The following is a 15,453-nucleotide window of genomic DNA, read 5'->3' as shown; positions in this document are numbered from 1 at the left end:
ATCCCCGAACACCTACGAGAACACCATCCGAACGGCACCGGCTACGCTGGCCCCAGCCGCATAAACCCCGTGTCCAAGATCCGGGGGCAAGCCCCACCACAAAATCAAGATCATGCAAGGCAACCAGAAGGTGTCGCTGCCGGACTCCCGCAATTACATCGTCGCTCCCTACCCCTGCTGACCCGCACGCCACGCGACTGCCGGCGTCGGACGCGCCGACAATCGCGTGGCCGGGCCTGGTCCTGCGGGAATTCGGCCGATGGCCGGACTGAAGCTGGCGCTGGCATCGTCCTCGCCTTCCATGCCGACCCGTAGCGGCGTTGGCTCGCAGGCGTCGCGGGGCAGGCCTCGCAACAATCGACCCCGGCTCGGTAGCCCGTCGCATACGGCGTCACACCGGGTAGACGCGGTACTGCAGCTTTTCGTCATATCGGAGACCGGTGACTGCCGTGATGATCGACCAGAGGAAGTCCTCGTCCGGGCCCCAGGACGGCAGGGCAATATCGGCCTCGACCGGCAGTGGCGTTCCTTCGTCCTCGACGGCCACACCGTCGGCGTAGACGTAATGCCGGGTGCGTTCCCCATTCGTGAACAGCGTGAAGCCGTATGTGCTCGAAACGCTGCTGAAGAAGACCACCAAAGCGTCGGCCGGGTCGGTTGGCTCCCAGCCCATGACCACATCCATCATCGGGTTCCAGACCTGCACCCAGCCATCCGACTCGGCCGCATAGAGGGCGTCGGGCTTGAGGGCGCTTGTAGCCTGGTCGGCTCCGACCAGTTCGCCGCTGAAATCGGTGATGGCGAGGTCGTCCACAGCCTCGTCCGCCGTCACGTCCTGACGGAAAAGCACCGAGGTATTCCAACCCATGATCAAGACCTTTCCTTTGTACGGCGGGGCCGCCGCCCATTGTTCAGGGCGGAACCGTCAGGACAACGGCGGAGGGCGCTCTCGTGACATATCCCGACAGCTTTGCTCGCAAAGAAGACCCGTGAACGTCTTCCCGTTCACCGCCACGGAGCAGACTCCACCGCCCTGCTGACCACCTCCATGCAAGCTCGGGCCAGCTGCCGACACCGAAACCGGCGTCCTCATCTGCCGCAGACAAAACGCGGAGCGTACTCGCGTGCTGGTGGCGCGTTGCCCGTCGGTTTCGTGGCCGGATCCGTGTCGGAGCGCCTCGACGCTGACGAGATCAGCACTCAGCCGCCGCTGAGGTCGCTGCGGCAGTAGGGGCCGTCACCGGTCCGGGCGCGATGAGCTGCGGCAGCGTGTGCGGTCCGGAAATGGGCCGGCGGAGAGCCGTGCGGTCAGTGTTGGTTCGGGGTGCGCAGCACGGTGTCGAGCAGCCCGTCGCGGTCTGTGTCGAGGTAGGTGAGCTCGGGCACCCCATCACCGTCGAGGTCGAGCTGCACCACGTCGGCGATGCCGTCACCGTCGAGGTCGGTGACCACCTCAATCGATCCGTCCGAGCGTCGGCTGACAATCGAATTAGCGGTGGCGGCGACCCGGCCTGCCGGTCCGGGCGATCCAGGCGCGGAGGACGGTAGTGGGCCGGGCCGGCTGGCGTACGCCCCGACCGGGCCGTCGGTGCCGGACGGATCGATCTCCTCTTCAGAGGGGTAGACGTCGCCGTGCCGGGCCGGATCGGGATAGGTACTCATCTCCCTCAGGTTCCCTGATGGAGCCGGCGGTAACCGTCGGCGCAGGAAGAAGCACACCGCTGTGCCGAGCACTGCGCCAACCCGGTTTCCAGCAGGCTCGTTGTGCTGCCGTACCGACGTCCCGTTGTGGTCTGGGCGACTGCGATTCGTCGGCCGCGCCAACTGGCAACCAGCTTGATCGTGAGGCCCGCCAACTTTGAATGCGACAAAAGACCGATTGACTGAACAGCGGGCCCGGACGGGGTGACGCCGATCCCGGATGATGTCTAGACTCGCGCGGATGTGGCTCAGCCGGATGTGGCGCAAGCATCATGAGGCGGCGAAGTTTCTCCTGGTCGGCGGGGCCTGTTTCCTCGCCACCACGGTTGTCAACTACGCCTTGAAACTGACCGTCCTGCACCAGAAGCCGGTGATCGCGCTCGCGTTCGCCACGGTGCTCGCCACGATCCTGTCGTACGTGCTGAACCGGGAATGGTCGTTCCGTGCCCGCGGCGGCCGTGAGCGGCACCACGAGGCGGCCCTGTTCTTCGCGGTCAGCGCGGTCGGCATCGTCCTGCAGGTGATCCCGCTGTGGGTCTCCCGCTACGTGCTGCTGCTGCGGGTGCCCGACGTGTCCCGCCCGGTCCAGGAGATCGCCGACTTCGTCAGCGGCCTCATCCTCGGCACCCTGATCGCGATGGCGTTCCGCCTGTGGGCGTTCAAGCGCTGGGTCTTCCCGCACCCGCAGGCCCGCCCGGCCCGCCGCACCGCCGCCCGCACCGGCCCGCGCACCCGGATCCTGCACCGCGAGCGCCGCCGTGCGGCAAACCGCCAGGAATAGGGACGCCGATGGATGCCAAGACGGACGAGCTGCGGGCCGCCCACGACGTGCTCGCCGCGTTCTATGTGGAATATCTGGACGGCGCGCTGGAGAAGGACCCGATCGATCGGGCGGTGCTCGATCTGTTCAGCGAGCTGACCATCGCCGCCGATCTGGGCCGGGAGGTCGGCGATGTCGGCTGCGGGACCGGCCGCCTCGCGCCCTACCTGGCCGCGCGCGGCCTGTCCCCGCACGGCACCGACCTCTCCCCCGAGATGGTCCGGGTGGCCCGGCGCGACCACCCCGGGTTCTCGTTCGACGAGGCCGACCTGCGGGACCTTCCGTTCGCGGACGCGTCGCTGGCCGGTGTGGTCTGCTGGTTCTCGCTGCTGTTCCTGGCGCCCGACGCCCGGCCGGTGGCCTTCGCCGAGTTGGCCCGCGTGGTGAAGCCCGGTGGCTACCTGGTGGCCGCGTACAAGATCGGCGACGGCGAGCTGCGCCGGGCCGGGCGCACCGTCGGCCTGGGCGTGGAGTTCGACGCGTACCGGCTGTCCCCGGAGGAGATGCGGGACCGCTTCGCCGAGGCTGGTTTCGGCATGGTGTTCTGGGCCGGCCGTCCGGCCGAGGTCGACGACGGCCCGCCGCTGGGATACCTGCTGGTCCGGCGGCGGTAAATGCCGCGGTGGGAGGTGCCCTACGAGTCGCCGGACCGGACGCTGACCCGCTACGTGGGCGCCACCGTCTTCTCGATGGCAGGCTTCCTGCCGCTGTGCGTGCTCACGCTCGGTGATCCGAGTCAGCCACTGTCCTGGATCGCCGGGCTCCTGCTCGGCACCGCGTTCATCACGGTGGCGTGGCGGGTCTCCCTGATCGGCGTGTGGGTCGGCGCGCGGGGCGTCAAGATCAGCATGGTGCTGCGCACCCGGGTGGTGCCGTGGGCCGATTTCGATCGCGTCTGGCTCGGCCCGGCCACCGGGCACGACGCCCTGGCACTATGGATCTCCGACCGCCACGGGGCGGAGATCGAGACCCCGATCTGGCGCGCCAACTCCCCCGCCGCGCACAAGAACCGGACCAGGCTCGAACAGGATCAGCTATCGGGCCTGATGGAGCGCCTGCGCACCCAGGCCCGGCAGGAGGGGACTTGGAACCGCTGAGGCTCTGGTACGACTCGCCCGCCACCGACTGGGAAAGCCAGGCCCTGCCGATCGGCAACGGCAGCCTGGGCGCGATGGTCTTCGGGGCGGCCGGCACCGAGACGGTCCAGTTCAACGAGAAGACGCTGTGGACCGGCGGGCCGGGGTCGGCCGGCGGCTACGACTCCGGGAACTGGCGGGAGCCGCGGCCGGGGGCCGTCGCCGCCGTGCGGAAGCTGATCGACGAGCGGGAGCGGGTCGCGCCGGAGGAGGTGGCGGCGGCGCTCGGGCAGGCCCGGATCGGGTACGGCAGTTATCAGAGCTTCGGCGAGCTCGTCCTCACGGCGGCGCCGCGCACCGCGGAGAACTACCGGCGAGAACTCGACATGGCGGACGCGATTGCCAAGGTCGAGTACACCGCGGACGGCGTCCGGCACCGGCGCGAATACTTCGTCAGCCATCCGCACCGGGTGATCGTCATCCACCTGAGCGGAGGCCGGATCAGCTTCGATGCCGCCCTCGCGCTGCCGCCGAATCGCACCGCCACCGCCACGGCCGAGGACGGTCGCATCACGGTCGCCGGCACGCTCACCGACAACGGCCTGCGGTTCGAGGGGCAGGTGCGGGTGCTGGCGAGCGGCGGCACCCGGACAGACAACGCCGACGGCTCGGTGACGGTCGACGGGGCGGACGACGCGACGATCCTCATCGCGGCCGGCACCGACTATGCCGGCCGCTATCCCGATTACCGCGGCAACGACCCGCACGAACGGGTGACGGCCGATCTCGACCGGGCGGCGCGCATCCCGTACGCCCAATTGAAGGAAGCGCATCAGCGCGACCACCGGACCCTTATGTCGAGGGTGAGCCTCGACATCGGGCAGCGCATGCCGGACACCCCCACCGACCGGCTGCTGGCCGCCTATCGGGGCGCCAGCACCCCGGCCGACCGGGCGCTCGAGGCGCTGTTCTTCCAGTACGGCCGCTATCTGCTGATCGCCTCGAGCCGGGCCGACGACATCCTTCCCGCCAATCTCCAGGGCGTCTGGAATAGGGATGAATACGCTCCGTGGAGCGGCGATTACCACACGAACATCAATGTCCAGATGAACTACTGGCTCGCCGACGCGGCCAACCTCGGCGAGACCATCGGTCCCCTTTTCGCGTTCGTCGAAGCGCTTCTACCGCCGGGCCGGCGAACCGCGCGGGACATGTTCGGCGGCCCCGGCTGGGTGGTGCACGACGAGACCAATCCGTTCGGATTCACCGGGGTGCACGACTGGCCGACCGCGTTCTGGTTCCCGGAGGCGGCCGCCTGGCTGGCGCATCACTTCTACGACCATTACCGGTACACGCTGGACGACCGTTTCCTGCGCGAACGCGCCTGGCCGATCATGCGCGAGGCCGCCGAATTCTGGCTGGCGGAGCTGGTCGCCGACCCGCGCGACGGCGCCCTGGTCGTGTCGCCCAGTTTCTCCCCGGAGCACGGCGATTTCTCGGCCGGCGCGGCGATGTCCCAGCAGATCGTGTGGAATCTGTTCAAGGACGTCGCCGAGGCCGCGGCCGTTGTCGGCGACCACCTATTCGGAAAAGAGGCCGGCGCGATCCTGGAACGGCTGGACCCCGGGATCCGGCTCGGCTCGTGGGGTCAGCTCCAGGAGTGGAAGGGCGACTGGGACGACCCGGCCGACGAGCACCGGCACGTCTCGCACCTGTTCGCGCTGCACCCCGGCCGGCAGATCGACCCGGCCACGACACCCGAGCTTGCCGCGGCGGCGAAGGTGACACTGCGGGCCCGCGGTGACGGCGGCACCGGCTGGAGCAAGGCCTGGAAAATCAACTTCTGGGCGCGGCTGCTCGACGGCGGGCACGCCCACCGGATGCTCAGCCAGCAGCTGCGGACGAGCACTCTCGCGAACCTGTGGGACACCCATCCGCCGTTCCAGATCGACGGCAACTTCGGCGCCACCGCGGGCGTGCTGGAGATGCTGCTGCAGTCGCACGGCGACGCGGCGCACCTCCTGCCGGCCCTGCCGCCGGCCTGGCCGGACGGCCGCGTGTCGGGCCTGCGGGCGCGCGGCGACCTGACGGTCGACATCGCCTGGTCGGCGGGCGTCGCATACGAGGTCGCGGTGACGGCCGACCGAGCCGGCCCGATCACCCTGCGATCGGCATTCCTGGCGTCCGGGTTCCGCCTGGTGGAGGCAGTTTCCGGCCGTACGGTCCAGGCCGCGCGCCACCAAGATCGAGTAACGTTTGCCGCCCGCCCGGGAATCCGTTACCTGATTACCGTCATCGCGGCACCCGAGCACGCCGACCCGAAGGCGTGAGCGTGAGCCCTGCCGCCCGCCCTGCCCCGCAATTTCTCCCGGGGCAGGGCGGCGCCGGGCCGATCAGCACTTAGGCGGGTTTACTTCGGACTTCTCGTTCCAGATCGGTTGCGGAGAGTATTTCTTGGCGGCCCCGCCGGACAGATCGCCCTGCGGGATGTTGACCTCGTAGCGGAAATTGGTCCACACGTCGACCGAGATCGGCCAGGTCAACGAGCCCATCGGAGTGAGCTCCTCGAACCCGGTCGGAACCTGGCCGACGGTGACGGTCGGGGTGGCGGCCGCTGGATCGAGCTGCCGCACCGACCACAGCAGATGACGCGATGATCCGGACCCGGACGGGTTCGGCGCGACGGTGTCGGCGATCTCGAGGCGGCGCAGATAGCTCTGCGCCCCGCATTGACCACCGATAGTGAACACAACCTTGTTGTCGAGGAGTTGGGCGGTCAGCCACTCGTATTCCTGTTTGCTCTGGCAGGCGGCCGAGGGCAGGCCACTCACCAGCAGTATCAGCAGCGCCAGCCCCCGGCGCAGATACGACATATCGCCACGGTATCAGTCATTGAGTGGTTTCGTTTCGGGCCGTTATGGGCGCGTAATCGCCGTCACCGAGGCGTGATGTTCGGCGGTGGTATTCGCCCGCCATACCCGGCCAATTCGTGACAATGCGCCCGGTCGCCGTGCGGTACCAGCTCTGGCAACCGGTCCACACACTACTAGCAAGACGATGCTGGATCTCTTCGTCGTAGGTGGTGGCGCGCTCACGGCGTACCTCGAGAGGGGTCTGCTCTTGATCGATCCGGGCCACCAGCTGGGCCAGGTAACGCGCCTGCGCCTCGTGGAAGTACAGCACCGAGGTGTTGCCGGTGTTGGTGTTCGGGCCGTAGATCAGGAACAGGTTCGGGAAACCCGGAACAGCCACGCCGAGGTACGCGTACGCACCGTCACGCCACTCGTCGTCGAGGGTGCGGCCGTCACGCCCCGTGATCCGCATCGGCGCCAGGAACTCGGTGGCTGCGAAGCCCGTCGCGTACACCAGCAGATCGCAAGCATGCACCGTGCCGTCGGCCGTCCGAATGCCGTCCGGGACCACCTCGACGATCTTCTCGGTGACCAGCGACACGTCCTCGCGGGCAAGGGCGGGCAGCCAGCTGCTGGTGAACAGCACCCGTTTGCAGCCCATCGGCTCGTCCGGGGTCACCCGGGCCCGCAGCGCCTGATCCCGCACCTGCCAGCGGCGTTGCAGGGTGGAGACGCCGCGGAGGAACGCGCCGGCCGGCCGGTTGCCGGTGACGGCGAGGCCGGTCACGATCGTCATGGCCCAGGTGCCGGCGCGCGGAAGGCGCATCAGCTGCGGAATTTTCCGGTACGCCGTTTTCCGCCCGCGGCCGTAGCGACGGTCCGGTTTGGGCAGTGTCCAGGGCGCGCTGCGCTGGAAGACGGTGACCTGCCGGGCCCGGCCGGCGATCGCCGGGACCAGCTGGATCGCGCTCGCGCCGGTGCCGACGACCGCCACCCGCCGGCCGTCGATCTCGATGTCCCGGCTCCACTGCGCGGTGTGCACCGCCCGGCCGGCGAACCGCGCCGCGCCCGGCAGCGCCGGGGTGGACGGGCGGCTGAGCTGGCCGACCGCCGGGACCAGCACGTCGGCCTCGATGATCTCCCCACCGGCGATGGTGATCAGCCACTTCGCCGCGGCCTCGTCCCAGGTGGCGTCGGTGACCTCGGTGTGGAAGCGCACCCGCCCGGTCACCCCGAACCGGTCGGCGGTCTTCCGCACGTAGGTGAGGATCTCCTCGTGCGGCGGGAACCGGCGCGACCACTCCGGGTTGAGGGCGAAGGAGTACGAATACAGCGGGGCCGGCACGTCGCAGGCGCAACCCGGGTAGGAGTTGTCCCGCCACACGCCGCCGACCTGGCCGGCCTTCTCCAGCAGGACGACGTTGTCGAGCCCCCGCTTCAGGAGCTCGACCGCCGCCGCGATCCCGCCGAAGCCGGCGCCGATGATCACGACGCGCGGCTTGTGGTTCGGTTCGGTCATCCGTACAGCGCTTCTACCCGCTCGGCGTAGGTCTGCATGACCGCGCGCCGGCGGACCTTCATCGTCGGGGTGACCAGGTCGCCACCCGGCAGCCAGACCTCCGGGAGCACCTCGTAGGCCCGCACGTGCTCGGCCCGGGAGAGGGTGGCGTTGGCCGCGGCGACGCCGGCCTCGATCGCGGCCCGGATCGCCGGATGCGCGGCCAGCTCGGCCGGGCTGCCGGTGATGCCTTTAGACGCCGCCACCTCGGGGTCGATCACCAGCAGCGCGGTCAGGTGCGGCCGGGCGTCGCCGACCACCACCGCCTGGGCCAGCAGCGGGCAGTGCGTCCGCAGCGCCAGCTCGACCCCGGCCGGGGCGATGTTCTTGCCGCCGTCGGTGATCAGCAGTTCCTTCTTGCGGTCGACGATGCGCAGGTAGCCGTCGGCGTCGCGGGTGGCGACGTCGCCGGTGTGCAGCCAGCCGTCGGCGTCGATCGCCGCGGCCGTCTCGGCCGGCTGGTCGCGATATCCCCGCATCACCACCGGACCGCGCACCAGCAGCTCGCCGTCGTCGAGGAGGCGCGCCTCGAGCCCGGGAATCGCCAGGCCGATCGAGCCCGGCCGGACCGCGCCCAGCGGCACCATCGCCCCCATGCCCGACACCTCGGACATGCCCCAGGCCTCGACCAGCGGGACGCCGATCGCGTTGACGAACTCGATCACCTCCGGCGGCGTCGGGGCCGCCGCCGTGACCGCCACCCGCACCCGGTCGAGACCGAGCTTCGCGCGCAGCGGGCCGAGAACCCGCTGGTCGGCGGCCTTCTGCAGGGCCTTCAGATCTTCCGGTACGCCGCCGGCCGCCTTCGCCCGCAGGTATTGCACGCCGATCTCGACCGACTGGTCGATCGCGGCCTTCATCACCGGGTCGGGAAACGCCCTGATGCCGGCCACGATCCGCTGCCAGACCTGCGGCACTCCGCCGAACAGGGTCGGCCGGACCTCGACGAGCGTCGCCGCGAGCCGGCGGATGTCGTCGAGGCAGGTGACCTCGGTGCCGCTGAAGATGTTCAGGTAGTGCGAGGCCCACCGGTCGGCGATGTGCGCGGCCGGCAGGAACGAGATGACCGTGTCCCCGGCCCGCACCCCGACCAGCGGCGCGGTGGCGGTGGCCATCGCGACCATGTTGCCGTGGGTGATCTCGACCCCTTTGGGCCGGCCGGTCGTCCCCGACGTGTAGACCAGCGTGAGCAGGTCGCCCGCGGTGACGTCGGCCGCCGCGGCCGCCAGGTCGAACCCGTCGACCAGGATGTCGTCGAGCGCGACGACCCGGTCCTCGGCGGGCGGCGCGGCGCTGCCGCCGTCGTCGTCGCCGGTGCCGGTCTCGGCCGGCTCGTCGACCTCGGCCGGGGGCGTGTGACTGCCGCCGCCGTCCTCGCCGGCGCCGGTCTCGTCGGGCTTGTCGACGAACGTCTCCACATCGGCGGGCGGGCTGTGGCTTCCGCCGCCGTCCTCACCCTCGCCGAGCTCGGCCTTCGGCGCCTTGGCCCCGTCGACCAGGATCAGCAGCTCGAGCGGGTTGTCCGGGTCGTCGAGGTGGCCGGCGATCGCCGCGGCGAGCCGCTGCTCGGTGATCGCCACCCGCGCGCCGGAGGCCTGCAGAAGGTAGCCGAGCTGCTCGGGCGACGACGTGTTGTAGCAGGAGAACGGCACCGCACCGAGGTGCTGCACGGCGGTGTCGGCGAAGTGGAACTCGGGTCGGTTGGTCAGCAGCAGGGCGACCGGGTCACCCGGCCCGACCCCGCGCGCGGCCAGGCCACCGGCGATGGCGGCGGCCTTCGACGCGTACTCGTTCCAGGTGTAGGAAGCGCCGCCGCCGGCGATCCGGAGGGCGATCGCGTCGCCGCGGAGCGCGACAGTCTGCTGGAAAGCCGCGCACATCGTCGCGGGCGCCTGGTCGTCGTCGACGATGTCGGCCAGGGAAAGGTCGAAGATGGTGGGTTCGTGCGTCAGGGTGTCGCGGGGCTGGCTCATAAGCGTCCCCTCATCAGCGTGCCAAGGACGGCGGCACGGGTTCTGCGCCCGAAACTAGCAGCCTGTTGGCACGGTGCCAATAGCGTGGAAGTGATGTCCTGAACCCGACGCCAGCAGCCGTAACCGGCAGTGGCGTCTATCAATTTACGGTTGCGGCGCAACCCCCGATAACCTCGTGACGTGACCTGGCCCGTGCTCGAATCCCTCCCGTACGCCCAGCATCTGCAGCCCTTCACGGGAGAGCTGGAGATGGACGGCGATCACACCGAGGTCCATCTGGACGGCGCCGAGCTCGACGAGGCGCAGGCGTCCGGCACGCGGTTTTCGGAGAGTGCGATCACCGGGGTGACCTTCACCGGTGGCGACTTCGACCACGTACGCCTCAATGATGTGTGGATCTCCCGGTGTCGCTGGATCGGCGGCAACTGGGCCGAGTCGCAGCTGCTCGACGTGCAGATCATGGACAGCGTCCTGGCCGGCGTGCAGTCCTATCGAGCCTATTGGCGGCGGGTCGTGGTGCAGGGCTGCAAGGTCGACAGCCTGAACCTGCGCGCCGCCAAGCTGCAGGACGTGGTGTTCCGCGACTGCGACCTGAGCGAGGTCGACTTCGGCGACGCCACCCTGATCAACGTGACATTCCCCGGCTCGGCGATCCGGCGCGCCCGCTTCGGCAAGGTGACCACGAAGAAGGTCGACTTCCGCGGCGCCCGGGAGCTCGACGTCGCCCAGGGCTGGGAGTCGCTGCGCGGCGTGACCATCGACGGCGGCCAGCTGGCCGAGGTGGCCCCGGCCCTGGCCCTGGCGATGGGCATCGCGGTCAGCGGATAGACCACTGGCGATTTCGCCGATGCCTGGCCACCTTTTTGCACTGACGATGCAGAGACCCCGAACAATGGAGGTTTCATGCGTCGTCTCGTCGTCCTCCTCACCGCCGTGCTGGCCGCGCTCGCGCTCAGCCCGGCCCGGCCGGCCGCCGCCGCTCCCGGCACGCCGGTGATCTTCGTGCACGGTTACACCGGCAGCGCCTCGAACTGGACCACCGCGATGTCGGTGTTCCGGGCCGGCGGCTATTCGAGCAGCGAGCTGTTCGCGTACGAGTACAACTCCTACGGCAACAACATCACCAACGCCCAGGGGCTCGCGACCTACGTCAACCAGGTGCGGTCGCGCACCGGCGCGGCCCAGGTCGACATCGTCAACCACTCGATGGGCGGCCTGGTCAGCCTGTGGTACCTCAAGCAGCTGGGCGGCAACCAGTACGTCCGGCACCTGGCGTCGATCGCCGGCGCCAACCACGGCACCACCTACGCGAGCGCCTGCCTGATCTACACCACCTGCCAGCAGATGTATCCCGGCTCGTCGTTCATCAACACGCTGAGCGCCGGCGACGAGACCCCGGGCAGCACCAAGTACGGCACCTGGTACTCCCCCTGTGACGGCATCATCATCCCCTACACCAGCACCGTGCTGAGCGGCGCCACCAACAACTACGTGGCGTGCCAGACCCACATCGGCTACCTGACCGACACCATCACACTCACCCAGGTCAGATCCTTCCTCGCGAGCTGACCCGCCCCGTGTGCGGCCGCGCGTCCCACCGGCGCGCGGCCGTCAGGCCGCAGGCGCGCGGCCGTCAGGCCGCTTCCAGCAGCAGGCGGGCGCAGGTGCGGGGGTCGTCCGCGAACGGGAGGTGGCCGCAGCCCGGCAGCCGGACGTGCCGGGCGTGCGGCAGGACCTGGCGGGCGCGGGCCGCCTGCCGGACCGGAAGCACGAGATCGCGCTCGCCCCAGGCGATGGTCACCGGAACGTCCGCGATCGGCTCGGTGAGCCGCCACTGCCCCAGCTCGCGCCGGGCCGCGGCGAACCCGGGTGCGGCGATCATCGCCCGCGCGTCGGCGAGGCACTCCTCGGCGGGCAGCGACGCCGGCCGACCGAAGAAGACCCCGGCCAGCGCGACCCGCCCGGCTCGGGTGGCGAACAGACGCGGAAGCGCCGGCTTGAGCGCGGCGCCACCGGCCCGGGCGCCGGCCACGACCGTGCGGCACCAGGCCGCCTCTGCCGTGGTGAAGAAGCCGACCGGCGAGAACGCCACCACCGACCGGGCGAGCCCGCGCCGCGCCAGCTCGAGCGCGACCCCGCCACCGAGCGAGCTGCCCCCGATCAACGGCCGCTCGACCCCGAGCGACCCGAGGAACTTCGCAACCGCGTCGGCCAGGTGCGGCACCGATCCGGGCACGCCGTCATGCGGCGACCCGCCGAAACCCGGCAGGTCCAGGGCGATCACGTCATGCGACTCGGCCAGCGCGCCGAGCACCGGTGTGAACACCTGCCACCGGCTCCCGATGCCGTGGATCAGCACGATCGGACTGCCACTGCCCTGACGGTGATGCTGCACGGTTCACCTCGGCTTATTGACACAACGTCAACAACGATGCCACCGTACGCCATGGCGCAAGATTTCGACGTCGTGATCATCGGGTCGGGTTTCGGTGGCAGCGTGAGCGCACTCCGCCTGACCGAGAAGGGCTACCGGGTCGCGGTCCTGGAGGCCGGCCGCCGCTTCGCCGACGACGATTTCGCCGAGACGTCCTGGCGCCTGCGCCGCTACCTGTTCGCCCCGGCCCTGGGCTGCTACGGCATCCTCCGCCTGACCCTCTTCCGGCACGCCATGATCATGTCCGGCGCCGGCGTGGGCGGCGGCTCGCTGGGCTACGCCAACACCCTTTACGAACCGCCCGATGCCTTCTTCGCCGATCCACAATGGTCCAAGATCACGGACTGGAAGACGGAGCTGGCCCCCGCCTACGACCAAGCCAAACGCATGCTCGGCGTAACCACGAACCCGGTCGAGACGGCTTCCGACCAGGCGTTACGCGCGGTGGCCCAAGACCTGGGCATAGAACACACCTACCGCCGTACGCCGGTGGGCGTCCTCTTCGCCGATCCGAGTGCCGCAGATCCGTTCTTCGGTGGGGTGGGGCCGGAGCGGCGGGCCTGCACGCTGTGCGGGGCCTGCATGACCGGGTGCCGGGTGGGGGCCAAGAACACGCTGGTCAAGAACTATCTGTACCTGGCCGAGCAGGCCGGCGCCACGGTCCTGCCGATGACCACCGTCACCGATGTGCGGGCGCTTGCGGGTGGGGGTTTCTCGGTGCGTACCCGCAAGACGGGTGGGATCGCCAGGGGCGAGGTGACCGCCGGGCAGGTGATCTTCGCGGCCGGCGCGGTCGGCACCCAGCGGTTGTTGCACGGGTTGCGGGATCGGGGCCGGCTGCCGCACGTCTCGCCGCGGCTCGGCGAGCTGTCCCGGACGAACTCCGAGTCGATCCTCGGCGCGCGGACCCGGCGGCGGGACGCCGACTTCAGCCGCGGCGTGGCAATCACCTCGTCGATCCATCCCGACCCGGCCACCCACGTGGAGCCGGTGCGCTACGGCCGCGGCAGCAACCTGCTAGCGCTGCTCGCCACCGTGCTGGTCGACGACACCGGCGGGAAGTCGCGGCTGGTGGCCGGCCTCAGGAAGCTCGTCCGGGACCGGCAGGACCTGCGCCTGCTGGCCTGGCCGCGGCACTGGTCGGAGCAGACGATCGTGCTGCTCGGGATGCAGCCGCTGGACAACTCGATCACCCTGCACACGTCCCGCGGCCTCTTCGGGCGGCGGCGCCTGCGCAGCCGTCCGGGCGTCGGCGAACCGAATCCGGTGTGGGTGCCGGCCGCCCACGACGTGGCGCGGCGGGTGGCGGAGAAGATCGACGGGGTTCCGCTGGGCCCCCTGACCGAGCTGGTGAATCGGCCGGTAACCGGCCACTTCATCGGTGGTTGCGCGATCGGCGACGATCCGGCCCGCGGGGTCATAGACCCCTACCACCGGCTGTACGGCCATCCCGGCCTGCACGTGATCGACGGCTCGGCGGTGGCCGCGAACCTGGGCGTGAACCCGTCCCTGACGATCACCGCCCTGGCCGAGCGCGCCGTCGCGATGTGGCCGAACGCGGGCGACCCCGACCCACGGCCGCCACTGGGCGCCCCCTACGAGCACGTCCCGGCCGCAGCGCCCCGCCGCCCGGCAGTGCCGCCGTCCGCACCGGGTGCACTACGGCTCTAGAGACGAGTCCGCCGGTCTCGCCGCCTGGTGGGCCATGCTGTTTCGCGATCAAGGTCCGCCATCTGCCCAGCATGCCGCGCGTCGGCCGTGCTCCGCCCGGAGGTTCGCGAAGGCCCGATTTCAAGTGGCCTCTCCCGAGCTCGGGCTGGACGCCTGCCGCAGCGTCGCGCGTTCCACTCACGCTCTCATTTTCCGTACGCGCTGCCCTGCTCCCGTGGCCGTCGGTCCCGGCAGGTGCAGCTCACTCCCCGCGCGCCCGCTACGGGCGGGCCCGACCCCGACGCCCTCCCGGCCGCCGACAGGCATCAGGAACATTCGCCCTGACCGGGGCGAACACCAGTCTGTTCGCCGCTTTGCTTTGCGTACCTATACGCGCGGATCCGCGCGTATAGGTACGCAAAGCAAAGCGGGCCCGTAGGGTGCGGTTGCGCGACAAGCGCGGCGCGTACCCGTGTGGCCACCGATCGCGTGGTGCGGGCAGGCCGGGTGAAATCGGGGTCTCCGCAGCTGGCGTTCGAGACCCCCGGTTTCAAGGAAACCGGCCTCGAAGACGTCCCTACGCGCTCGGGTCCCAGTCGATCAGGCGGTCGAGGACGCGCCGGTCGCCGTCGACCTTCAGCGATTCCAGCGGGATGCGTTCGTAGAAGGCCAGCACCAGCTCGCCGGCCGTGCCCCGGAGCGAGGCGTCGGCCACGCCCGGGTCCTCGCCGGCGGCCAAGCGGTCGACCCGTGCGCCGTCGCCGGAGAGCCGGAGCCGCCAGGTCGGGCCGTCGGTGGCGTGGTAGTCGACGACGGCGGGCTCGTGCGGCCAGCCGACGGTCGTGGCGCAGCAGGTGAACTGGAATTCCTCGACGCCGTCGAGGGCGATCCCGGCCGGCAGCGGCTGCGGCGCGCCGAGGGTGAGCTGGGCGTCGTAGGTGTGCACGGCAACCTCTTGAATCTGGTGCCGGGCGACGCCGCCGGCGGTCTGCGGCGACTGCGAGTCACCCCACCAGGTCCAGCAACCGCGGTCCGGCCCGGCCTCGCGCAGCGTGCTCGCCAGCAGCTCGACCGACTCGTCCAGCCAGGCCAGCAGAGCCGGGAGCTCCCGGGGCGGCTCCGTGTCGCCCTGCCACGCGGACGCCGGCGGCGGCGCGTCGGCCGGCCCGGCGGCGACGATCGCGGCGGCCTTGCGGCGGCCCCGGCCCACGTGCTGGATCAGATCGAACAGCGTCCAGCCGGGACACGCCGGCACCGGCGCATCGAGGTCGGTCGCGGACGCGACCGCGGCGCGGAAGGCGGTCGATCGATCGTCGATCAGCCGCAGCCGATCGGGGAACTCCAAAGTCGGTTGCACGCCGTTTTCTACCACCGCACTCCCCCGCCGAA

Annotated in this window: 14 protein-coding genes; 7 read left to right on the top strand and 7 right to left on the bottom strand. The window is 70.3% G+C overall.

All coding sequences use genetic code 11. The features are described 5' to 3' along the window. Positions 1 to 391: 391 nt before the first annotated feature. Complete coding sequence (locus AB0E90_RS31640) at positions 392 to 874, bottom strand: hypothetical protein (RefSeq protein ID WP_360414049.1); 483 nt, start codon at positions 872 to 874, stop codon at positions 392 to 394. A 434-nt stretch (positions 875 to 1,308) separates the two neighbouring features. Continuing rightward, on the bottom strand, positions 1,309 to 1,662 hold the full coding sequence (locus tag AB0E90_RS31635) for a hypothetical protein (RefSeq protein WP_360414046.1): 354 nt from the start codon (positions 1,660 to 1,662) through the stop codon (positions 1,309 to 1,311). Positions 1,663 to 1,942: 280 nt separating this feature from the next. Here AB0E90_RS31635 and AB0E90_RS31630 point away from each other — a divergent pair, with 280 nt between their 5' ends. From AB0E90_RS31630 to AB0E90_RS31615, 4 genes are read left to right on the top strand one after another with little or no spacing between them, the layout of a single operon-like run. Then, complete coding sequence (locus AB0E90_RS31630; protein WP_360414043.1) at positions 1,943 to 2,482, top strand: GtrA family protein; 540 nt, start codon at positions 1,943 to 1,945, stop codon at positions 2,480 to 2,482. Positions 2,483 to 2,490: 8 nt separating this feature from the next. Then, a complete protein-coding gene (locus AB0E90_RS31625; RefSeq protein ID WP_360414040.1) occupies positions 2,491 to 3,135 on the top strand; it encodes a methyltransferase domain-containing protein in 645 nt (214 codons plus the stop codon). Continuing rightward, the gene (locus AB0E90_RS31620) at positions 3,136 to 3,618 is read left to right on the top strand and encodes a hypothetical protein (protein WP_360414037.1); all 483 of its coding nucleotides are present in this window, start codon (positions 3,136 to 3,138) and stop codon (positions 3,616 to 3,618) included. Next, positions 3,606 to 5,927 (top strand): glycoside hydrolase family 95 protein, encoded by a 2,322-nt coding sequence (locus AB0E90_RS31615; protein ID WP_360414034.1) that lies wholly within the window; start codon positions 3,606 to 3,608, stop codon positions 5,925 to 5,927. Before AB0E90_RS31620 ends, AB0E90_RS31615 begins: the two co-directional genes overlap by 13 nt. A gap of 63 nt (positions 5,928 to 5,990) precedes the next feature. Here the strand turns inward: AB0E90_RS31615 and AB0E90_RS31610 are convergent, their stop codons facing one another. The 3 genes from AB0E90_RS31610 to AB0E90_RS31600 are packed head-to-tail and all read right to left on the bottom strand — an operon-like array spanning position 5,991 to position 9,980. Then, on the bottom strand, positions 5,991 to 6,470 hold the full coding sequence (locus AB0E90_RS31610) for a hypothetical protein (RefSeq protein ID WP_360414031.1): 480 nt from the start codon (positions 6,468 to 6,470) through the stop codon (positions 5,991 to 5,993). Between the two features lie 16 nt (positions 6,471 to 6,486). After that, entirely contained in the window at positions 6,487 to 7,968 is a 1,482-nt protein-coding gene (locus tag AB0E90_RS31605; RefSeq protein ID WP_360414028.1) for an NAD(P)/FAD-dependent oxidoreductase, read from the bottom strand. Then, positions 7,965 to 9,980: an AMP-binding protein gene (locus tag AB0E90_RS31600; RefSeq protein WP_360414025.1), complete on the bottom strand. Its 2,016-nt coding sequence runs from the start codon at positions 9,978 to 9,980 to the stop codon at positions 7,965 to 7,967. The genes AB0E90_RS31605 and AB0E90_RS31600 overlap by 4 nt, the downstream gene beginning before the upstream one ends. A gap of 180 nt (positions 9,981 to 10,160) precedes the next feature. On the opposite strand from AB0E90_RS31600, the gene AB0E90_RS31595 reads away from it, so the two are divergent. Both AB0E90_RS31595 and AB0E90_RS31590 read left to right on the top strand, forming a co-directional pair. Beyond that, positions 10,161 to 10,808, top strand: a complete 648-nt coding sequence (locus AB0E90_RS31595; RefSeq protein WP_360414022.1) for a pentapeptide repeat-containing protein — start codon at positions 10,161 to 10,163, stop codon at positions 10,806 to 10,808. A gap of 75 nt (positions 10,809 to 10,883) precedes the next feature. Next, the gene (locus AB0E90_RS31590) at positions 10,884 to 11,549 is read left to right on the top strand and encodes an alpha/beta fold hydrolase (protein WP_360414019.1); all 666 of its coding nucleotides are present in this window, start codon (positions 10,884 to 10,886) and stop codon (positions 11,547 to 11,549) included. Positions 11,550 to 11,613: 64 nt separating this feature from the next. On the opposite strand, the gene AB0E90_RS31585 is transcribed toward AB0E90_RS31590, so the two are convergent. Continuing rightward, entirely contained in the window at positions 11,614 to 12,375 is a 762-nt protein-coding gene (locus AB0E90_RS31585) for an alpha/beta fold hydrolase (RefSeq protein WP_360414016.1), read from the bottom strand. A gap of 51 nt (positions 12,376 to 12,426) precedes the next feature. On the opposite strand from AB0E90_RS31585, the gene AB0E90_RS31580 reads away from it, so the two are divergent. Then, positions 12,427 to 14,085: a GMC family oxidoreductase gene (locus tag AB0E90_RS31580; RefSeq protein ID WP_360414070.1), complete on the top strand. Its 1,659-nt coding sequence runs from the start codon at positions 12,427 to 12,429 to the stop codon at positions 14,083 to 14,085. 556 nt (positions 14,086 to 14,641) lie between these two features. Here AB0E90_RS31580 and AB0E90_RS31575 read toward each other — a convergent pair. Further along, the gene (locus AB0E90_RS31575) at positions 14,642 to 15,421 is read right to left on the bottom strand and encodes a maleylpyruvate isomerase N-terminal domain-containing protein (RefSeq protein WP_360414013.1); all 780 of its coding nucleotides are present in this window, start codon (positions 15,419 to 15,421) and stop codon (positions 14,642 to 14,644) included. Positions 15,422 to 15,453: the final 32 nt, after the last annotated feature.

This window comes from Actinoplanes sp. NPDC026619, assembly GCF_040638295.1.
GTDB lineage: Bacteria > Actinomycetota > Actinomycetes > Mycobacteriales > Micromonosporaceae > Actinoplanes.
Note: the sequence above shows the minus strand (reverse complement) of the source record. Positions and strands in the feature narration are given on the sequence as shown.